At 37.6% G+C, this 20,908-nt stretch carries 22 protein-coding genes and 1 tRNA gene; 16 read left to right on the forward strand and 7 right to left on the reverse strand.

Annotated features, from left to right (window positions below; all coding sequences use genetic code 11):
* Window positions 1-103: 103 nt before the first annotated feature.
* Window positions 104-177 (reverse strand) — tRNA-Ala (locus AC0N32_RS06795).
* 345 nt (window positions 178-522) lie between these two features.
* Between AC0N32_RS06795 and AC0N32_RS06800 the strand changes: the two genes are divergently transcribed.
* The 16 genes from AC0N32_RS06800 (at window position 523) to hisIE (ending at window position 14,300) form a co-directional block, all read left to right on the forward strand.
* Window positions 523-894: a hypothetical protein gene (locus tag AC0N32_RS06800; protein ID WP_476393104.1), complete on the forward strand. Its 372-nt coding sequence runs from the start codon at window positions 523-525 to the stop codon at window positions 892-894.
* Window positions 895-1,027: 133 nt separating this feature from the next.
* Window positions 1,028-1,600 (forward strand): C40 family peptidase, encoded by a 573-nt coding sequence (locus tag AC0N32_RS06805; RefSeq protein WP_476393105.1) that lies wholly within the window; start codon window positions 1,028-1,030, stop codon window positions 1,598-1,600.
* A gap of 62 nt (window positions 1,601-1,662) precedes the next feature.
* Window positions 1,663-2,265, forward strand: coding sequence for a methyltransferase family protein (locus tag AC0N32_RS06810; protein WP_476393106.1), 603 nt, complete (start codon window positions 1,663-1,665; stop codon window positions 2,263-2,265).
* 69 nt (window positions 2,266-2,334) lie between these two features.
* On the forward strand, window positions 2,335-3,147 hold the full coding sequence (locus AC0N32_RS06815; RefSeq protein ID WP_476393107.1) for a 2,3,4,5-tetrahydropyridine-2,6-dicarboxylate N-succinyltransferase: 813 nt from the start codon (window positions 2,335-2,337) through the stop codon (window positions 3,145-3,147).
* 28 nt (window positions 3,148-3,175) lie between these two features.
* Window positions 3,176-4,345, forward strand: a complete 1,170-nt coding sequence (locus AC0N32_RS06820; RefSeq protein WP_476393108.1) for a glycosyltransferase family 87 protein — start codon at window positions 3,176-3,178, stop codon at window positions 4,343-4,345.
* Window positions 4,346-4,349: 4 nt separating this feature from the next.
* Window positions 4,350-5,279 carry a glycosyltransferase family 2 protein gene (locus AC0N32_RS06825; protein ID WP_476393109.1) on the forward strand — a complete coding sequence of 310 codons (930 nt, stop codon included), beginning with the start codon at window positions 4,350-4,352 and terminating at the stop codon, window positions 5,277-5,279.
* A gap of 1 nt (window position 5,280) precedes the next feature.
* Window positions 5,281-6,057, forward strand: coding sequence for a polysaccharide deacetylase family protein (locus AC0N32_RS06830; protein WP_476393110.1), 777 nt, complete (start codon window positions 5,281-5,283; stop codon window positions 6,055-6,057).
* Complete coding sequence (locus tag AC0N32_RS06835; protein WP_476393111.1) at window positions 6,054-7,148, forward strand: glycosyltransferase family 4 protein; 1,095 nt, start codon at window positions 6,054-6,056, stop codon at window positions 7,146-7,148. The genes AC0N32_RS06830 and AC0N32_RS06835 overlap by 4 nt, the downstream gene beginning before the upstream one ends.
* A 253-nt stretch (window positions 7,149-7,401) precedes the next feature.
* Window positions 7,402-8,259: an ATP phosphoribosyltransferase gene (gene hisG / locus AC0N32_RS06840; protein WP_476393112.1), complete on the forward strand. Its 858-nt coding sequence runs from the start codon at window positions 7,402-7,404 to the stop codon at window positions 8,257-8,259.
* A 1-nt stretch (window position 8,260) separates the two neighbouring features.
* Window positions 8,261-9,541 carry a histidinol dehydrogenase gene (hisD, locus tag AC0N32_RS06845; RefSeq protein WP_476393113.1) on the forward strand — a complete coding sequence of 427 codons (1,281 nt, stop codon included), beginning with the start codon at window positions 8,261-8,263 and terminating at the stop codon, window positions 9,539-9,541.
* Window positions 9,541-10,572, forward strand: coding sequence for a histidinol-phosphate transaminase (gene hisC / locus AC0N32_RS06850; RefSeq protein ID WP_476393114.1), 1,032 nt, complete (start codon window positions 9,541-9,543; stop codon window positions 10,570-10,572). The genes hisD and hisC overlap by 1 nt, the downstream gene beginning before the upstream one ends.
* Window positions 10,569-11,663, forward strand: coding sequence for a bifunctional histidinol-phosphatase/imidazoleglycerol-phosphate dehydratase HisB (hisB, locus tag AC0N32_RS06855; RefSeq protein ID WP_476393115.1), 1,095 nt, complete (start codon window positions 10,569-10,571; stop codon window positions 11,661-11,663). The genes hisC and hisB overlap by 4 nt, the downstream gene beginning before the upstream one ends.
* A gap of 1 nt (window position 11,664) precedes the next feature.
* Window positions 11,665-12,243 carry an imidazole glycerol phosphate synthase subunit HisH gene (hisH, locus tag AC0N32_RS06860; protein ID WP_476393116.1) on the forward strand — a complete coding sequence of 193 codons (579 nt, stop codon included), beginning with the start codon at window positions 11,665-11,667 and terminating at the stop codon, window positions 12,241-12,243.
* A 2-nt stretch (window positions 12,244-12,245) separates the two neighbouring features.
* Window positions 12,246-12,968 (forward strand): 1-(5-phosphoribosyl)-5-[(5-phosphoribosylamino)methylideneamino]imidazole-4-carboxamide isomerase, encoded by a 723-nt coding sequence (gene hisA, locus AC0N32_RS06865; protein WP_476393117.1) that lies wholly within the window; start codon window positions 12,246-12,248, stop codon window positions 12,966-12,968.
* Window positions 12,961-13,713, forward strand: coding sequence for an imidazole glycerol phosphate synthase subunit HisF (hisF, locus tag AC0N32_RS06870; RefSeq protein WP_476393118.1), 753 nt, complete (start codon window positions 12,961-12,963; stop codon window positions 13,711-13,713). Before hisA ends, hisF begins: the two co-directional genes overlap by 8 nt.
* Complete coding sequence (hisIE, locus tag AC0N32_RS06875) at window positions 13,710-14,300, forward strand: bifunctional phosphoribosyl-AMP cyclohydrolase/phosphoribosyl-ATP diphosphatase HisIE (RefSeq protein ID WP_476393119.1); 591 nt, start codon at window positions 13,710-13,712, stop codon at window positions 14,298-14,300. The genes hisF and hisIE overlap by 4 nt, the downstream gene beginning before the upstream one ends.
* A 66-nt stretch (window positions 14,301-14,366) precedes the next feature.
* Here hisIE and AC0N32_RS06880 read toward each other — a convergent pair whose 3' ends face one another.
* The 6 genes from AC0N32_RS06880 to AC0N32_RS06905 all read right to left on the reverse strand — a co-directional run bounded on the left by AC0N32_RS06880 (window position 14,367) and on the right by AC0N32_RS06905 (window position 20,828).
* Window positions 14,367-15,539 carry a M20/M25/M40 family metallo-hydrolase gene (locus AC0N32_RS06880; protein ID WP_476393120.1) on the reverse strand — a complete coding sequence of 391 codons (1,173 nt, stop codon included), beginning with the start codon at window positions 15,537-15,539 and terminating at the stop codon, window positions 14,367-14,369.
* A 101-nt stretch (window positions 15,540-15,640) separates the two neighbouring features.
* Window positions 15,641-15,985, reverse strand: coding sequence for a 50S ribosomal protein L20 (gene rplT / locus AC0N32_RS06885; RefSeq protein ID WP_100375628.1), 345 nt, complete (start codon window positions 15,983-15,985; stop codon window positions 15,641-15,643).
* A 121-nt stretch (window positions 15,986-16,106) separates the two neighbouring features.
* Window positions 16,107-16,304, reverse strand: coding sequence for a 50S ribosomal protein L35 (rpmI, locus tag AC0N32_RS06890; RefSeq protein WP_002979658.1), 198 nt, complete (start codon window positions 16,302-16,304; stop codon window positions 16,107-16,109).
* 255 nt (window positions 16,305-16,559) lie between these two features.
* Window positions 16,560-17,060 carry a translation initiation factor IF-3 gene (infC, locus tag AC0N32_RS06895; RefSeq protein ID WP_294197649.1) on the reverse strand — a complete coding sequence of 167 codons (501 nt, stop codon included), beginning with the start codon at window positions 17,058-17,060 and terminating at the stop codon, window positions 16,560-16,562.
* 149 nt (window positions 17,061-17,209) lie between these two features.
* Complete coding sequence (gene thrS / locus AC0N32_RS06900) at window positions 17,210-19,129, reverse strand: threonine--tRNA ligase (protein ID WP_476393121.1); 1,920 nt, start codon at window positions 19,127-19,129, stop codon at window positions 17,210-17,212.
* Window positions 19,130-19,280: 151 nt separating this feature from the next.
* Window positions 19,281-20,828, reverse strand: coding sequence for a hypothetical protein (locus AC0N32_RS06905; RefSeq protein ID WP_476393122.1), 1,548 nt, complete (start codon window positions 20,826-20,828; stop codon window positions 19,281-19,283).
* Between the last annotated feature and the right edge of the window lie 80 nt (window positions 20,829-20,908).

Below are 20,908 nucleotides of genomic sequence, written 5' to 3' on the forward strand. Positions count from 1 at the left end.
CGTTTTTTTATTTGATGATTTTAGTGAAGAAAGTGAATTTTGTGCAAATTTACACAAAAAAAGAGTTGTAATTCAAACCATTACAACTCCTTGACGATTAATGTGGAGAATACGGGGATCGAACCCGTCACCTTTAGACTGCCAGTCTAACGCTCTAGCCAGATGAGCTAATTCCCCTTTATCACTTTTCTAAAGCGGTACAAAAATAAGTATTTAAACCAAATCTGCAAACATTTTATTAATTTTATTTAAAGATAAAGTAACATTTATGCCTAACCATCAATATTTCAGGGACATTCTTTTTAATATCCGCCCCGAAAACTTAATTTTCTGAAATTTTTCTGTGATAATAGTTAATTAGAGATATTTTGTTATCTTTGGCAATAATTAAAAATAGAATAAAAACAGGTAAAAACCAACTATTCTTATAACAATAGTAAATTACAATCAATTATTAATCAGGAGACGACAAATTTTATTAAAAAACCTGCATTCTCCACAATTTGTTTATATAACAAAACTATGAAGAAAATATTTTTACTTTTATTTACCGCTTTTTTATTTATGGGCTGCAAAGATGAAGACACGATTTATGACTTCATAGGCACATGGGCCGGCACCTACGCGGGAACGCAAAAAGGGACCTGGAACATCGTAGTAGCATCTGACGGAAAAGTGACCGGAACATTGTCTTCCCAACAAACCACGGAGAACTACCAGATTTCAGGACAGCTGAGTGATTCGGGCGACCTTAACGCTACCATCGGTTCACCTGCAGACGGACAATTCACTGGAAAACTTTACAGATCAAAAAGTGGAAGCGGAACATGGGTAAACGACGTCCCAACACCTTCTAAATCCGGAACATGGCGGGGTAAAAAAACTTCAGAATAATATAAAAAAATCATACAAAAGCTATTCAGACGAATAGCTTTTTCTATTTTGAATGATTTCGTACCACAATTTCGACACAAAGAATACATAAATTATTTATATTTGTATGGCCTAGCCGTAAAATGAAAGAATTATGAAGAACTGTCTGAATTTTAAAAACGTACATTTAAAAACAATTCATACCCTATTCATTGCCTCTCTAATTACAGTATCGTGCGGAAGTTCTAAAAATGCAACTTCAAACCATAGAACGATTACGAAATCTGTCACCAAAGCTGAAAATCTGAGAAATCTGGAATCTAAATTTGATGGTAAAATTTCAAAATCAATAAATGAAATTCTTAAAGATGCTGAAAAGTACCTTGGAGCTCCTTACAAATTCGGAGGAAATACTTCTTCGGGCTTCGACTGCTCCGGTTTTACGGTAAAGGTCTTCGAGGAAAATGATTATAAACTTCCCAGAAGATCATCCGACCAGGCTGAGACCGGAAATTCGATAGATATCAGGGATGTAAAACCCGGAGATCTGCTGTTCTTTGCTACTGCAGGCGGTACAAGGGTTTCACATGTAGGAATCGTTCATGATATCGGAAATGACGGCGAGGTTAAATTCATTCACGCCTCAACGACCAAAGGGGTCATCATTTCATCATTGAACGAAAAATATTGGAATAAAGCATACCTGCACGCAAAAAGAGTATTGTAATCACTTAATCTGCAATAGCATTGCACGCTTTTAAAACTGAAATTTGCAGAAAACTTTTGATTATGGCAGATTTCATAAGGGTTTTTATCCCATTATTTTTCATTGTATTTTTTCTTACCGCATTTTTAGGCAAGAGTGCGATGGTTGCCCGAAAAACCGGAAAGAACCCAAACGTACTTCCGAAAGACGATTCCGCGTACAGCCTTATTGGTAAATACTTTACACTGACTTTACTACTTCTTTTTCTCTACACAATTCTTTTCCTGCTTTTTCCTGAAATCATCTCTGAAGCTTTTAAAATCAACATTTTAGATTGTTTTCCATTTAAACTAATTGGAATTTTACTGATGTTTATTAGCTGGATTTGGGTTCTCACGGCTCAACATCACATGAAAAATTCCTGGCGGATCGGGATTGACAAAAATTCTCCAACAGAACTGGTTACATCAGGTTTATTTAAATATTCCAGAAATCCCGTTTTCCTGGGCATGATAATAAGCTTAACAGGGTTATTGTTTTCATTGCCCAATTTCATTTCACTGGTGTTTTTATTGGTCGGAACTCTTTTAATGCAGATTCAGATCAGGCTTGAAGAAGAATTTCTGATAAAACAGCACGGAGATGTTTATTCCGACTATAAAAATCGTGTACGGCGCTTTATTTAATCAATTTCAAATTTTCCAACTTATAAAGGTTTTATGTATCTTTGACGCGAATAATTTTAAACTTGAAACATGTCGTTACAACAAACAATTGAAAATATCTGGGACAACAGAGAATTATTGCAGAATGAAGACAGCCAGAAAGCGATCCGGGAGGTTATCGCTTTGGTGGACAAAGGAGAGCTTCGTACGGCAGAGCCTACGGAAAACGGGTGGCAGGTAAATGAATGGGTGAAGAAAGCAGTAGTGATGTATTTTCCGATCCAGAAGATGGAAACTATTGAAGTAGGTCCGTTTGAATTTCATGATAAAATGCCTTTAAAGAGAAACTATGCTGAAAAAGGTGTAAGAGTTGTACCGCATGCCGTAGCCAGAGAAGGCGCTTATATTGCACCGGGTGTGATCATGATGCCTTCTTATGTAAATATTGGGGCTTATGTAGATTCCGGGACGATGGTAGATACCTGGGCGACAGTGGGAAGCTGTGCGCAGATCGGCAAAAATGTTCATCTTAGCGGTGGAGTAGGAATCGGTGGTGTTCTTGAGCCGCTTCAGGCTGCTCCGGTAATCATTGAAGACGACTGCTTTATCGGATCGAGATGTATTGTGGTGGAAGGTGTTCATGTAGAGAAAGAAGCTGTTTTAGGAGCCAATGTTGTTCTTACGGCATCTACAAAAATCATCGATGTTACCGGTTCTGAACCTGTTGAAATCAAAGGGAGGGTTCCTGCACGTTCTGTGGTGATCCCGGGAAGTTATACCAAGCAGTATCCTGCAGGAGAATATCAGGTTCCATGTGCTCTGATCATTGGCCAGAGAAAAGAATCTACAGACAAAAAAACGTCTTTAAATGATGCTTTGAGAGATAATAATGTTGCCGTTTAAGAGTAAATTTTAAACCAATACCCATATTTTGAAAGAAAAATTTCTTAAAATAATTCTAAACCCTAAATATATATTTGGGGTTTATCTTATTATAGCCGTCGTTACTGCAATTTCCAAATACCTGAGAGGAGATTATGCCATCAACAATTATCTGATTTTTAAGAATGTCTTTTTTAACACCATTCATCAGAAAAACCTGTTCGTTCATTATCCTGAGCTTTATTTTGACTTAAATCATTACGGTGTTTTCTTCAGCGCACTTATTGCTCCTTTCGCTGTAATGCCCGACTGGCTGGGAATTTCCCTCTGGAATGCTGCCAATACTTTCATCTTTATTTATGGCATCTACAAGCTGCCGTTTTCAGATGCTAAAAAAGCTCTTTTCGGTTTATTCTGCCTGCAGGAATACATCACCGCGGCGCTGAGCTTACAGTTTAATGTGGCTCTTACAGGACTTTTACTGCTTTCCGCGGTTTATATTTACGAAAGAAAGGAAGTAAAGTCGATAACGGCAATACTGATCGGTGTATTTGTAAAAATATACGGAATCGTAGGGCTGTCACAGTTTTTCTTCATCAAAAATAAAGCAAAGTTTATTCTTTCAGGAATACTCATCGCTGTCATCTTTTTTCTCCTGCCCATGGCTTATTCCAGTCCGGCGTTTGTAATTCAGTGCTATTCCGACTGGTTTCAGTCTATTGTAGAAAAAAACAGTGAAAATCAGGTGTTGGGAAACATGCAGGATATTTCACTGATGGGATTTTTCAGAAGAATTCTTGGCGATGCATCCATCTCAAATCTGGTATTCCTGGGGTTCGGCCTACCGCTTTTTGCCGCACCGTATTTTAGAATTAAGCAATACAGACATTACGCCTTCCAGCTGATGATCCTGGCATCAACTTTATTATTTCTGGTGCTGTTCAGTTCAAGTTCGGAATCGCCAACTTACATCATAGCAGTGGTAGGAGTACTGATCTGGTTTTTCCTTCAAAAAGAAAGAACACCTTTCGTAATCGGTTTACTGGTTTTCGTGATTATTTTCACCTGTTTCTCGACATCAGATCTTTTCCCGAAATACGTAAAAGAGAATTATATCATTAAATATTCTTTAAAAGCCGTACCTTGCATTGTGATATGGCTAAGGGTAATTTATGAGCTGCTTACCCGGGATTTCGAAAAAAATTACAGCCTTGAATAATCGTATGAAGAAAATTTCAATAGTCATTCCTGCACATAACGAAGAAGGAAATGTGGCTTTGGTTTATCAGAAAATCAAAGAGGTTTTCAGCGGGCTCGAAAACTACAGTTTTGAGATTATCTTTGTAAATGATGGCAGCAGAGACAATACGCAACTGAGGCTGGAAGAACTTTCAAAACAACATGAAGAAATAAAATTCATTGAGTTTTCAAGGAATTTCGGACACCAGCCTGCCGTAAAAGCCGGTCTGGATCATGCTTACGGAAATGCTGTCGTTTCTATGGACGGCGATCTTCAGCATCCGCCCGAGCTCATCCCGGAGATGATCCGGAAATGGGAAGAAGGATATGATGTTGTCTTTACGGTGCGAACTTATCCTAAAGAAATTTCTTTATTTAAAAGAAAAACTTCTGATTTTTTCTATAAAATTCTTTCAGGTTTATCAGATGTTAATTTAACGAAAGGGGGCGGTTCAGATTTCAGGCTTATGGATGCCGGCGCCGTAGAAGTCATGAGAAATCTTAATGAAGATGATCTCTTTTTAAGAGGACTGACAAGCTGGATGGGTTTCAGACAGACGGGAATACCCTTCGTGGCCAACGAAAGGCTTTCGGGGAAAAGCAGCTATAATCTTAAGAAGATGATTACTTTCGCATTTACCGGCATTACGGCCTTCAGTGTGAAACCTCTTTATATCGCTGCTTATCTGGGGTTTTTATTTTCAGGAATTTCGGTGGTGGGATATGCAGCATACGTGATTTATTCTTTCATTGCCAAAACGGAAATTTCAGGCTGGGCATCACTTATCATGACCATTGTATTTTTCGGTGGCTTACAGTTGATCATCCTTGGAATTATCGGCATTTATTTAGGAAAAATATTCAAACAGGTAAAAGAAAGGCCTAATTACATTATCAAAAACAAAAATTTTTAACATGGTTTTATTAAGTTTTGACATTGAGGAATTTGATATGCCATTGGAATACAAAGGGGAGATTCCTTTTGAAAAACAGATTTCCATTTCCCAGTCCGGGCTGGAAAAAATCCTGGATATTCTGAAAAAATATAAAGCAAAAGCTACCTTTTTCTCGACAGTCGTTTTCGCGGAGAACAGCAAGCATTTAATTGAACGATTATTGAATGAAGGACACGAACTGGCTTCTCACACCTGGTATCATTCGGATTTTAAAGAAGAGCATCTGAAACAGTCGAAGGAAAGACTTGAAGAATTATTCGGGATCAATGTAACGGGATTAAGGATGCCACGGATGATGCCTGTGAGCAAAAATGCGGTTCAGGATGCCGGATACCAATACAATTCATCGGTAAACCCGACCTTCATTCCCGGGAGATACAATAATCTGAAAGTTTCCCGGACCTATTTCAAAGAAGGAAAAGTAACGCAGATTCCGGCTTCGGTTTCTCCGAATTTCAGGATCCCGCTATTCTGGCTGAGCTTTCATAATTTCCCATTATCTTTTTACAAAAAAATGGCTTCAGACGTGCTTAAAAAAGATCAGTACCTGAATATTTACTTCCATCCGTGGGAGTTTGCGGAAATTAAAGATGAAGCATTCAAATTACCCGGATTTACTGTTAAAAATTCGGGCGACGATATGGTGAAACGCTTTGATGAGTTTTTATCATGGTTAAAAAATAAAAATCATACATTCGGAACATTTCAGGAATTCCACAAACACATTGAAGCATGAAGATAGCATTTGATGCCAAACGTTTTTTTCACAACACTTCCGGTCTTGGAAACTATTCACGAGATCTGGTGAGAATTCTGGCCACGTACTTTCCTGAAAACGAATACATTCTGTTAAACAAAAACAAATCTGAAAGAACGAAAGACATTCTTGATTTTCCGAATGTCAATTTTGTGGAAACTTCAAAAGGAAACTTTTCGCGCCAATTGAAAATGGGCAAAGACGCTCAAAACCAGGGAGCAGATATTTTTCATGGACTGTCGGGCGAACTGCCCCTGAAATGGGATCAAAAGCCTATAAAAAAAATCGTTACAATTCATGACCTTATCTTCGTAAGGTACCCGGAATATTATTCATTTTTTGACCGTAAGATTCATTTCTGGAAGTTTAAAAAGGCAGCTGATTCAGCCGATAAAATCATTGCTATTTCTGAACAGACAAAGCAGGATATCATTGATTTTCTTAAAGTTCCGGAATCTAAAATCGAAGTGATTTATCAGGGTTGCCATAAAGCTTTTAAGGAAGATCAGGCACAGGAATTTATTCAGAAAACGAAAGAAAAATTTAATCTTCCTGAGCGGTTTGTGTTAAATGTAGGGACCATTGAAGAACGGAAAAATCTTTTAAATACCGCTAAAGCATTGAAAGATACGGATATTCCACTGGTGGTTATCGGGAAGAAAACAAAATATTTTAAAAAAGTAGAAAATTTCGTTCAGCAGAATAAGATTAAAGCATATTTCCTGGAAGGCGTTTCTATGGATGAGCTGGCGGTCATTTATAAACTCGCGGATATTTTTATTTATCCGAGTTTTTTCGAGGGATTTGGAATCCCGGTGATTGAAGCTTTATTTTCCAAAACAGCTGTTATTACAAGCAATACAAGCTGTCTTCCCGAAGCCGGCGGACCGGATTCCGTGTATATTGATCCGAAAAATCCTTTCGACATCCAGGCAAAAATAAAATTTTTATGGCAAAACGAATCAGAGCGAAAACGCCGTGCTGAAAGGAGCTTCGAGTTTGTCCAGAAGTTTAATGATGAGCCGATCGCCAACGAATTAATGAGCCTCTATAAAAATATTTTAAAATAATATTTGCATATTTAAAAAGTATTGCTTTAAATTTGCACCATACAATTCAAACAAATGAAACCGAATTTTTTAACTGTTCATCATCATCATCATCATCACCTCTGCTAAGACGGAATTGATTGATATGACTATGTTAAAAATCAAAATAATTAAAAACCGTCTGAGTAAACAGGCGGTTTTTTTGTTTCTAAATTCTTCCCGGGCAATTTATATCAATTAAACATTTTGGTTACTCAGGCACAACAAAAGTGAAATGAGTATCATAAAAATTGCTATACAAAAAAGCGGCAGGCTTTACGAAGAATCCCTTCAGCTCCTCAAAGATTGCGGCATTCTCATCAATAACGGAAAAGACCAGCTTAAGGTCTCTGTTGATAATTTCCCTATGGAAATCATGTACTTACGAAATTCAGATATCCCCCAATATCTTGAAGACGGAATCGTGGACATTGCAATCTTAGGGGAAAATCTTGTTGTCGAAAAACAGAAAAATATTAAAATCATCCAGAATCTTGGGTTTTCAAAATGCAGGGTTTCACTGGCAATCCCAAAGGAAGTTGAAACGGATGATATTCACTATTTTCAGGGTAAAAAAATTGCCACTTCCTATCCGAATACCCTCAAAAGTTTTCTTGATAAAAATAATATTTCCGCTGATATCCACGTCATTTCCGGATCCGTAGAAATTGCTCCGAATATCGGTCTCGCCGACGGAATCTGCGACATCGTAAGCTCGGGGAGTACCTTATTCAAAAACGGACTGAGAGAAACAGTGACCATTTTAAAATCTCAAGCCGTACTGGCCAGAACCCGGGATATCAGTCCTGAGAAAAATTATCTTTTGGAAAAATTCATCTTCAGGATTAAAGCTGTACTCAAAGCCAAAAATTCAAAGTACATCCTGATGAATGTTCCCGACGAAAAAATAGAAGTGATCTCAAAAACGCTTCCCGTACTGAAAAGTCCTACGGTTATTCCTTTGGCGCAAAAAGGCTGGAGCAGCATTCATTCGGTGATCGACGAAGAAAGATTCTGGGAAGTCATTGATGATCTTAAAGAAAAAGGGGCACAGGATATTTTAATTATTCCAATTGATAAAATGGTTATTTAAGATGGATATTATACGTTACCCTGAGAAAAATACCTGGTCGGAATGGGTAAAAAGACCGGTATTAAAGAAAGAAAAATTGAATGAACTGATCGCTGACATCTTTTCACAGGTAAAGGAAAACGGAGATTTGGCTTTGCTTAATTTCAGTAAAAAATTTGATAAGGCAGAGATCAAAAACATCTGCGTATCTGCTGAAGAAATTGAGAAAGCTGTAGAACTGGTAAGTCCCGAATTAAAAGAATCAATTCATATCGCTAAGGATAATATTACCAAATTTCATGCTTCACAAATACAGGCAGTTGAAAAAATCGAAACGATGGAAGAGGTGATCTGCTGGAGGGAAAACAGGGCTATTGAAAAAGTCGGGATCTATATCCCTGGAGGCAGTGCGCCTTTGTTTTCTACCGTTCTGATGCTGGCCATTCCGGCACAGTTGGCAGGTTGTAAAGAAATCGTTTTGTGTACCCCTCCGGATAAAAATGGAAATATCAACCCTGCGATCCTATCTACCGCAAAGCTTTGTGGCGTGACTAAAATTTTTAAAGCAGGCGGTGCACATGCTATTGCCGCTATGGCCCTGGGAACAGAAAGCATCCCGAATGTTTATAAAATTTTCGGACCCGGGAATCAGTATGTTGTAGCCGCTAAAGAATATGCACAAAACTATAACATTGCTATTGATATGCCTGCAGGCCCCAGTGAAGTTCTTATAATAGCCGATAAACACGCCGTTCCTGAATTCTGTGCAGCCGATTTACTGTCACAGGCCGAACACGGAAGTGACAGCCAGGTAATTTTTATCACTGATGATGAAAAGGTGCTTACTGAAACTATTAAAGAAACGGAAAAACAGCTTAAAATGCTTCCCAGAAACGAAATGGCTGCAGAATCATTGAAAAACAGTCATTTTATATTACTGAAAACACTGGAAGAAGCTCTTGAATTCAGCAATTTATATGCCCCGGAACACCTGATTCTGGCCATACAGAATTTCGAAAATGTTTTATCACAAATTCAGAATGCAGGGTCTGTTTTTTTAGGGAATTATTCCTGTGAAAGTGCGGGAGATTACGCAAGCGGAACCAATCACACGCTTCCGACAAACGGATTTGCAAAGAATTACAGCGGAGTTTCGGTAGACAGCTTTGTGAAAAAGATCACTTTTCAGCAGCTCTCTGAAAAAGGACTCAGAAATTTAGGAAAAACAATAGAAACCATGGCAGAGGCAGAAGGATTGTTTGCCCATAAAAATGCCGTAACCATAAGATTAAATAAAGGATAATGAAAGATTTTAATATCAATAACCTGGTCAGAAAAAACATTCTGGAATTACAGCCTTACCTAAGTTTTAGGGATCACAATCAATTCAATTCTCCGATTTTGCTTGATGCCAACGAAAGTGCGTACGGAGCGCTGAACCGCTATCCCGATTCTACACAGAAAAAATTGAAACAGAAAGTATCGGAACTCAAAAACATTTCTGAAAAACAGATCGCGATAGGCAATGGCAGCGATGAACTGATTGATTTAATTGTAAAAGTTTTCTGTGAGCCTAAAAAGGATACTGTTCTGGTGATGAATCCTTCATTTGCGATGTACGGTTTTTATGCCTCAATCAATGAAAATAAGATCTTAAAATTAAATTTAGATGAAAATTTTGAAATCGATAAAGAGGAATTTTTAAAAATTTCAGGGGCACAAAAACCTAAAGTTTTTTTCCTGTGTTCGCCAAACAACCCGACCGGGAATGCAGTGGAAGATATAGAGTTTTACGTTAAAAATTTCGATGGAGTAGTTGTGGTAGATGAAGCCTATATTGAATTTTCAGGGAAAAAATCGAATATCCGGCTGCTGGAAAAATATTCCAATCTCATTGTTCTTCAAACCTTTTCAAAGGCTTGGGGAATGGCCGGAGCAAGGGTAGGATGTGCCTATGCATCAAAGGAGGTTATTACCCTCATCAATACGGTGAAAGCTCCCTACAACGTTAATTCAGTCAGTTTAAATAATATTATACAATCTATTGATAATAAACACAAAACAGAGTCACACATCCAAAATACTTTAAATGAAATTTTATGGTTAAAAAATAATCTCCAAAGTATAAATTGTATAAAAAAAATATATCCGACGGACGCCAATTTTTTCTTAATTGAATTTATAAATGTAGGCCAGGTTTATCAGAAATTATTAGAAAATGAAATTCTTACCAGCAAAAGAGATCCGCAAATCCCCAATTGTATCAGGATAAACGTAGGCAGCAGGGAAGAAAATAAAAGACTCGTGGAAATTCTTAAAAATATTGAATCATGAAAAAAATATTATTTATAGACCGCGACGGAACATTGATCGTAGAACCGCCGGTAAATTTCCAGGTAGATTCTTTGGAAAAGCTGGAATTTTATCCGGGAGTTTTCCGGAATCTTGCAAAAATAACCAAAGAACTCGATTTTGAGCTGGTGATGATTACCAACCAGGATGGGCTCGGAACAGATGCTTTCCCGTACGAAGATTTTATTAAACCTCATGAAAAAATGCTGAAATATTTTGAAAATGAAGGCATTGTATTCAACGACATTCTTATCGATAAGAGCTTTGAATACGAAAATCTACCGACGAGAAAACCGGGAACCGGCTTACTGGGAAAATACATATACGGCGATTATGATCTTAAAAATTCATTTGTTATTGGTGACAGGCTTACGGATATTCAGCTGGCAAAAAATTTAGGCTCAAAATCTGTTTTTTTAAATAAGAACCAAAATGAAGAAGCTGAATTAACTACAGAGAGTTGGGACGAAATTTACCAATATCTCAAAAAGATTCCCAGAAAGGCACAGGTTATCAGAAAGACGAATGAAACCGCTATAGACATAGAAATCAACCTCGACGGGAAAGGAAAATCTGAGATTTCAACAGGCCTTCAGTTTTTCGACCACATGCTCGAACAGATTTCCAGACACGGCAATATCGATTTGAAAATCAATGCAACAGGAGATTTACATGTAGACGAACATCATACCATCGAGGATACAGGAATTGTTTTGGGGGAAGCTTTCGCAAAAGCATTGGGAAAGAAAAAAGGAATCGAGAGGTACGGCTTTTTACTTCCTATGGATGACTGTCTGGCGCAGGTGGCGATCGACTTCGGAGGACGTTCCTGGCTGGTCTGGGACGCAGATTTTAAAAGAGAAAAGATCGGAGATGTTCCTACGGAGATGTTTTTTCATTTCTTTAAATCTTTTTCAGATGCCGCGCAGTGCAATATCAACATCAAAGCTGAAGGTGCAAATGAGCATCACAAAATCGAATCTGTTTTTAAAGCTTTCGCTAAGGCGGTAAAAATGGCCGTGAATCAGACCGATCAAAATTTCAATATTCCATCAACCAAAGGCACTTTATAGCATGATAGCCATTATAAAATACAACGGCGGAAATGTAAACTCCGTACAGAATGCTTTAAAAAGATTAAATGCAGAATCGGTGATCACCGATGATCCTGAAATCATCAGGAAAGCTGATAAGGTTATTTTTCCGGGCGTCGGTGAAGCTTCGTCGACCATGAAGATTTTAAAGCAGAATGGTTTGGATCTTTTAATACCTTCTTTAAAACAGCCGGTTCTGGGCATTTGCCTGGGCATGCAGCTGATGTGCAGGAACAATGAAGAAGGAAATACCCATGGAATGGGAATTTTTGATGTTGATGTTAAACGCTTTCCGGCCCGTGGAATCGTTCCGCACATGGGATGGAATGCCATTTCAGAATTTAAATCAAATGTTTTTTCGGGGATCAAAGAGAACAGTGATGTTTATTTCATACACAGCTTTTACTGTGAATTATCTGAAAATACAACTTCAGCCTGCGATTATATTTTACCGTTCAGTGCGTCTCTGCAAAAAAATAATTTTTATGCCGTGCAGTTTCACCCTGAGAAATCGGGAGAAATCGGGAGCCGTTTATTACAAAACTTTTTAAATCTTTAAAGATGAAAATTATTCCAGCCATTGATATCATCGACGGAAAATGTGTGCGTTTGTCGAAAGGAAATTACGACACAAAAAAAATATACAATGAAAACCCTGTTGAAGTCGCCAAGGAATTTGAAAATTCAGGTATACAATATCTTCACCTGGTTGATCTCGATGGTGCAAAATCCAGGCATATCGTTAATCAGAAAATCCTGGAGTCTATTGCAAAGGAAACCTCTTTAACAATAGATTTCGGAGGAGGCCTGAAAACAGCTGAAGATATTGAAATAGCTTTTAGTTCAGGAGCAAAACAAGTTACCATCGGCAGTATTGCGGTTGAGAATCCTGAATTTTGCTTTGATCTGATCGAAAAATACGGATCTGAGAAAATAATCCTGGGAGCCGATTGTGAGAACCGGAAAATAAAAACTTCCGGCTGGCTGGAAAACAGCAAACTGGACATTATCGATTTTATTTTCAATTACCAGGATAAAAAGATCAGAAACGTAATCTGTACCGATATTTCGAAAGATGGAATGCTGGAAGGTCCTTCTAAGGAGCTTTACAAAGAAATTTTGAACAAAACCTCTATCAATCTTACAGCCAGCGGAGGTATTTCGTGTCTGCAGGATCTTTATGAGATGAAAGAAATCGGCTGCTCGGCAACAATTATCGGGAAAGCGATTTATGAAGGGAAAATCAGTTTAAAACAACTTCAAGATTTTATCCAAAATGCTTAAAAGAAGAATCATTCCATGCCTGGATATTAAAGACGGAACTACCGTGAAAGGAATAAATTTCAATGATCTTATACACGCCGGAGATCCTGTGGAACTCGCAAAGAAATACGAAAGAGAAGGAGCTGACGAACTGGTTTTCCTTGATATCACGGCAACTATCGAAGAACGTAAGACATTTATCGAACTGGTAAGGAATATTGCCGCAGAAATCAGCATTCCCTTTACCGTTGGCGGCGGCATTTCGTCGGTGGACGATGTAGGGAAACTTTTACGTGCCGGAGCGGATAAAATAAGTATTAATTCTGCTGCCGTTAAAAACCCAGGGTTAATAACGGATTTAGCAAAAGAATTTGGCAGCCAGTGTATTGTTGTGGCGATCGACACCCGATTTGTGGATGATGAAGACTGGGTTCACATTAAAGGCGGAAGGGAAATGACCGAGATAAAAACCATAAAATGGGCGGAAACGGCGGCGCAACTGGGTGCCGGAGAGATTTTACTGACTTCAATGAATGGCGACGGTACAAAAAGAGGATTCGATCTGGGAATTACAAAACGGGTTTCTGAAAGCATCAATATTCCTGTCATTGCTTCGGGTGGAGCAGGCAAAGTTTCAGACTTCGAAGATGTATTTAAACTGACAAAAGCCACCGGAGCCCTTGCCGCAAGCATTTTCCATTTTGATGAAATAAAAATTCAGGATTTAAAAAGTGAATTAAAATCTAAAAAATTAGCAATACGATGAACATCAACTTCAATAAAAACAATGACGGGCTGGTCCCTGTAATCATTCAGGACGACAGAACCATGCAGGTTTTGATGCTAGGATATATGAACGAGGAAGCATTTGAAAAAACAAAAAATGAAAAGATCGTAACATTTTACAGCCGTACAAAACAGAGATTGTGGACCAAAGGCGAAGAATCCGGAAATTTCCTGACGGTAAAAAGCATAGAAACCGATTGTGACCAAGATACCATTCTGATCAAAGTTATTCCTCAAAATGTCGTATGCCATACGGGAGATTTCAGTTGCTTTGGAGATAAGGAGACGAAGGGATTTTTATATGAACTGGAAGCGAAAATCAGCCACAGGATCGCTGACAAACCTGAAAATTCTTATACCTATTCCATATTTCAGAAGGGAGTAAATAAAATAGCCCAGAAAGTAGGAGAGGAAGCCATAGAACTGGTTATTGAATCAAAAGATAACAATGATGATCTTTTTAAAAATGAAGCAGCAGATCTGTTATACCATTTTTTAATTTTACTTAGGTTCAAGAATATGAGTTTACAGGATATTGAGAAAACTCTTGCTCAGCGTAACAAATAACTTTACCCTATAAAAAATCTCGGCGGGCTTTATTTAGCCCACCGAGATTCGTAAAATAAATTACTGTTATTTTCCGATGATAATTTTTCTCACCGCAGTCTGGCTGCTTGATTTTATATTGCATAAATAAGCTCCGTTTGCCAATGATGAAACATTGATCTTTTTCTCATTTTGCTTATTGATGATTAAACGGCCGTTCATATCTGTAATTTCCACATGAAAATCTTTGATATCTTTCGGCAATTCAATGTTAATGAAATCTTTAGACGGATTGGGATAAACCTTTACTGACTCTAAAGAATGTACATTCACATCTTCAGTGCCAAGCTGAGCGATTGTCGCCGTAGCAAAATGCTGTAATGCTCCCACAGCAGCTTTTCCTACGTTATACACGTAAACCGGGTCTACATTAGCAAAGGTATCATCGACTGTATGTTCGTTGTAACTTCTTTCATTTTCATAAAATCCTGTAATGATATCCCCATTTTCTTCAAAAGGCATATAATCAGAAGAATAGGCATTGGACATTACGGTTTGTAACGGAGAATATAATGATGTACAATTGGCTAACTGCTGGGTGAAAGCCAGTGACTGACTGTTATTTCCAGACTGTCCCGACTGGTCACTTTCGCATTTTATGGCATCATTTATATTGCCGAGTTGTCCGCCAACCTGATCGATATTAAACACAAGTCTTATATTTAGTTGTCGTACATTATTCTGAAACACAACATTATCAGCATAATGAGCACTTCCGTGTAATCCCTGTTCTTCACCGGAAAAATGAATAAATTTGATGGAGTACTCCGTAGGAACATCTTTCAAAATCCTTGCAGCTTCGAGAATAATGGAGGTTCCGCTTCCGTTATCACTTACTCCCGGGCCGGTGATGGTATCGTAATGTCCGCAAATGATTACATAAATATTAGGATAGAGAGTTCCGGTCTTTGTGATAATCAAGTTTTTAGAACTGGTATTTCCGAATGTGAAAGCATCCTCCGTAATCTGACTGGCTGAGTAACCATAAGACTGATATTTAGCTTTAAGCCAGTTTAATGTATTGGTATTGGCCTGAGACCCTGTCGTTTTTACGCCCAGATTTTCAAATTCCTGGAGAATTGTGGTGACATTGGTCTGGGAAACCTGGTTTGCTCTGTTTTGGTAGGCCTGAATGAAACTTTGTGCCTGTAAGCTATAAGATGCTAAAAAAATTAGCAAAAGAGTCGTTATTTTCTTCACTTTTAAATACAGTTTTTCGGATTTAATAAATTTAGGCAAATGTATATAAAAAAATCCCAGACAAAAAATCCGGGATTTATATTGATAACAAAAATTTTACATTATTTTACTTGATCTACAACTGCTTTGAAAGCTTCAGGATGATTCATTGCTAAATCGGCTAAAACCTTTCTGTTAAGCTCAATGTTGTTCTTTTTAAGAGCTCCCATAAATTGAGAGTAAGACATTCCGTGCTCTCTAGCTCCTGCGTTGATACGAGTGATCCAAAGTGCTCTGAAGTTTCTTTTCTTCTCTTTTCTTCCACGGTAAGCATATTGCATTGCTTTTTCTACCGCGTTTTTAGCTACTGTCCAAACGTTCTTTCTTCTACCGAAAAAACCTTTAGCTTGCTTAAAAATTTTCTTTCTGCGAGCTCTAGAAGCTACCGCATTTACTGATCTTGGCATAATTTAAATTGTTTTTTTGAAATGTGCGGCAAATATTTCATTACTCTTAGTGGCTCCATTTCAGGGTTAAAATGTTGAATTTGTTTTGAATTCTTATAAACCGGATATAGATTTATAAAAACTACTTAATGGCTAATTGACGTTGAACGCTTTTTTCGTCCACTTTAGCTACGTAAGAAGTAGTAGTAAGATTTCTCTTCTGCTTAGTTTCTTTTTTAGTTAAAATGTGGCTTTTGTAAGCGTTTTTTCTTTTGATCTTACCAGATCCGGTAAGAGCAAAACGTTTCTTAGCACCTGATTTCGTTTTTAATTTTGGCATTGTTCTGCTTTTTATGGTTTTGTTATCAATTCTTTTTCAATATGGTAATGTATGAATTCAAATGTATCACTCATAAAATCAGTTGTCACATTATCCTTTCAAATCATTACTTACTTTAAATGTGTTCTCACACAATAATTGCGTCTGCAAAATTACTAAAAATAATAATACAAAAGAGACTTTCATAGAAAATCTCTTTTAGTTATATTAAATCAAGATTCAAAGCTGAGCTGGAATCCCTGATTATCTTATAGATTATTTAGCCGGTTTTTTAGGACTCATCATCATAATCATTCTCTTTCCTTCAAGTTTAGGAAGCTGGTCTACTTTCCCAACGTGCTCCAATTCCTGAGCCAGTTTCAAAAGTAAAATTTCTCCCTGGTCCTTAAAGATAATCGAACGTCCTTTAAAAAATACGTAGGTCTTTAATTTTGAACCTTCTTCAAGGAATTTTTCAGCATGCTTTTTTTTGAATTCGTAATCGTGTTCATCGGTCTGAGGTCCGAAACGGATCTCTTTTACCACCACTTTTACCTGCTTGGCCTTTAATTCCTTTGTTTTTTTCTTTTGCTCGTACAAAAACTTTTTATAGTCCAGTATCCTAGCAATAAACGGTTCAGCCTTATCGGAAATCACTACCAGATCCAGTTCCTGTTCCTGGGCAATCTGTTTTGCTTTTTCAGTAGGATATACTCCCGGCTCTACGTTATCGCCCACCAAACGAAGCTCTCTCACACGAATTTTATCGTTGATCAAGTGTAAGTCCTCCTGTACCGGACGTCTCTGTGGGCCCCTGTTGTTAAATCTCTGTGCTATTGTATTATAATTTTATTGGTTAACTCTAATTTAAATAATATTCAGAACAATTTAAAATTAATATAATTCTGAATTTCAAATCTTTGATCCTAGATCGCCGATTCTTTTTTGAAGTAGGAAGCAAAATCTTCTAAATTCATGACTCCCAGGTCACCTTCCCCACGTCTACGTACAGAAATTGTGCCATCTTTCTCCTCATTTTCCCCTACTACAAGCATGAACGGGATTTTATTCAATTCCGCATCACGGATCTTTTTACCGGTCTTTTCGTTTCTGTCGTCAATCTGACCGCTAATATCGTGATTTTCTAAAAATTCTGAAACTTTTTTAGCATAATCTACATATTTTTCACTGATCGGAAGAATAATAAACTGATCCGGGCTCAGCCACAGCGGGAAATCTCCAGCCGTATTCTCAAGCAGAATTGCTATAAAACGTTCCATAGAACCGAAAGGTGCTCTGTGGATCATCACCGGTCGGTGCTTTTCATTGTCACTTCCGATATAGTGAAGGTCAAACCTTTCCGGTAAATTATAATCTACCTGGATAGTTCCCAGCTGCCATCTTCTGCCTAAAGCATCTTTCACCATGAAATCAAGCTTTGGCCCGTAGAATGCCGCTTCACCATATTCAATAACGGTTCTTAAACCTTTATTTTTTGCCGCAGTGATGATCGCGTTTTCCGCTTTCTCCCAGTTTTCATCGGAACCGATATATTTTTCCCTGTTTTCAGGATCTCTCAGAGAAACCTGTGTTACAAAATCTTCAAAACCTAAAGATCTGAAAACATACAGTACAAGATCAATTACTTTTTCAAATTCTCCCAACAGCTGATCCGGTGTACAGAAAAGGTGGGCATCATCCTGGGTAAACCCGCGAACTCTTGTCAAGCCATGAAGCTCTCCCGATTGCTCATACCGGTAAACCGTTCCGAATTCGGCATATCTTTTCGGCAAATCCCTGTAGCTCCATTGTGAAGTTTTATAAATTTCACAGTGGTGCGGGCAGTTCATCGGCTTCAGCATAAATTCTTCCCCCTCGTTAGGAGTTTTGATCGGCTGAAAGCTGTCAGCTCCGTATTTATCCCAGTGTCCGGAAGTTACATACAATTCTTTGGCTCCGATGTGCGGTGACATTACAAATTCATATCCTCCTTTTTTCTGAGCGGCAGAAAGGAAATTCTCAAGTTTTCTTCTCAAAGCGGTTCCTTTCGGCAACCATAACGGCAAACCGGCACCCACTTTTTCAGAGAAAGCAAAGATTCCCAGTTCTTTACCTAACTTTCTGTGGTCTCTTCTTTTCGCTTCTTCCAGTCTTTCAAGATATTCCGTTAGGTCTTTCTGTTTAGGAAAAGAAATACCGTAAACTCTTGTCAGCTGTGGATTTTTTTCATTTCCTCTCCAGTAAGCGCCTGCTGCATTTAAAATCTTTACCGCCTTTACAATACTGGTATTCGGGATGTGTCCTCCACGACAAAGGTCTGTGAAATCATCGTGAGTCACGAAAGTAATTTCACCATCATTAAGATTAGAGATGAGCTCTACTTTATACGGATTATCAGCATACACTTTTAGTGCTTCTTCTTTAGAAACTGGATAAAGCGAGAATGTTGATCCTTTTTTTGCGTTTTCCAATACCTTTTTCTCGATCTTCTCGAAATCTTTTTCAGATAAGCTTTCGTCACCGAAATCCACATCATAGTAGAATCCGCTTTCGATTGCCGGACCGATGGTTAACTTAGCATTCGGATAAAACTCAAGGATAGCCTGCGCCAGAAGGTGGGCAGACGAATGCCAGAAGGCTTTCTTTCCAAGATCATCATTCCAGGTAAGCAATTGTACCGTAGAATCCGTGGTGATAGGCGTGGTCGTCTCTACTTGTCTGTCATTAACAATTGCGGAAATGGTATTTCTAGCCAATCCCTCGCTTATAGATTTTGCCACATCTAGAGGAGTAACTCCTGCTTCGAATTCTTTGACACTACTGTCTGGAAGTGTAATTTTTATCATTGTTTACTAAGAAATTTTAAGAGGCAAAAATACGGAATTTTTATTTAAAATGCTATAAACACCACACATTTGAAGACATATTTAATACTAAAAATGAAATAATGTCGTTTTTAATAGTTGTATTTAAGTCAATTTTTATGAAAAATAAAGATTAATCCGTTTTCCTTTTAGATCTCACTTTCTCTTTAATGATTTCTATAACATCAACATTTCGTAATTTAGACTTTACCCACCCGTGAATATCTATATACAGCAAAGATCTTCTGTAATATTCGTTTCCGGAGAAAACTTCCAGCTTTTTATCAAATTTTTTAAACGATTCCAGCTGATTTTGAGGAGTGATACTGTTCAGGTTTTTAAAGAATTCAATACTCTCAAAATGAAATGCATCGGGCTTTTTCATTTTTTTCACAAACTTCAGGGTCGCCTTGATAAATTCATCATAATCTTCGTCATTACCGGATTCATGTTTCGCCATCAGGATTAGAATCCGTGTGTGGAACAAAAGATCTTCCTGAACATTTCCTTTGGATTCGATAACCTTTAATGAATACGTTATGGATTCTTTAAATTTTTTACTTCCGAAAAACATAGCGGCCATTTTCAGATATAAAATCATAAAATGATGCTCATCAATTTTATCGCGCAGTTTTTCCATTTTCAGTTCGATTTCAGGAACGAGTTTGGAACCTGAAAAGAATTCTCCTTTCACGAAATGAATATTCATTAGCGTATTGTAATGGGTAAGAAAAATAAGGGATTGAAGGTTTTCATTTTGAGCAAAACTTGAAGCATAAACCGTTTCATTGAAGGTATTGAAACTATTCTCCAGAACATCAATATTCCCATAAAGAAACAGGATTTTCAGAAGGTAAGTGTTCCCTTTAATATACCATACCGGATGGCTTGTGATCATCTCGGGGTTTTTGTGAAATAAATCGACCCACTGAAAGGCATATTTCAGGGTATATTTATACTCCTGCAACAATTGATTTTTCCAGACGTGCGCTTTAAAATACCATAATTTCTCAGTAAAATTCAGCTTGTCAAAAACTATTTTCTGGATTTGGGCATTAAAAATCTCCATGATTTCCGCACGCTCTTCATCAGTTTTCACATAACCATGTGTGAGCATCTGGCTATACAGTTTCAATGAAAGGTTAGACAGTTCTGTGGCATAATGATTCTGTTTACTGATTTCCGTGGATTGTTTGATCAGCTCTTCGGCACGGCCTTCAATACTTCTTGTAATAAACTGTGATTCAATTACTTTTTCCAGATCAATAATTTCCGAAGCAATTGTTTTTTCATCAAGTTCCAGCGCGGATTGTTTGGTTTTATCTAAAATTTTTAAAGCCTGCTTATAAAGACCTTTCTGGTACAGAATATTTGCAAAATCAAGTTGTTCGCGCAGTTGTATCCTGTAATTCTGATGACTTGGATTCATCCTTAAGCTTACCAGTATTTGCTTATAAAGATGAGCTTTAAGATTTGACAGCTGCTGCTTGGTAGAAATCTTTTTTTTAATGATAATACTTTCGTCATATTCTGACATCTTATCAAGTTCAGAAAAAAGAAGAAGAAATTTTGCATCTACATTAATTCCGAGCCGGTTTACATACAACCTGAATTGCCTTTTTTCCGAAGTCGTGAGAGACTTTACAAGTACAAATAAAAAATCTTTATGCAATTCTGCCATTGTAAATTTATATAAATTAAAACACTGATAAACAAACCATTAAATCTATTCTTGAATATTTTGGATATTGTATTTTTTTA

It is taken from the genome of Chryseobacterium endophyticum, assembly GCF_056333165.1.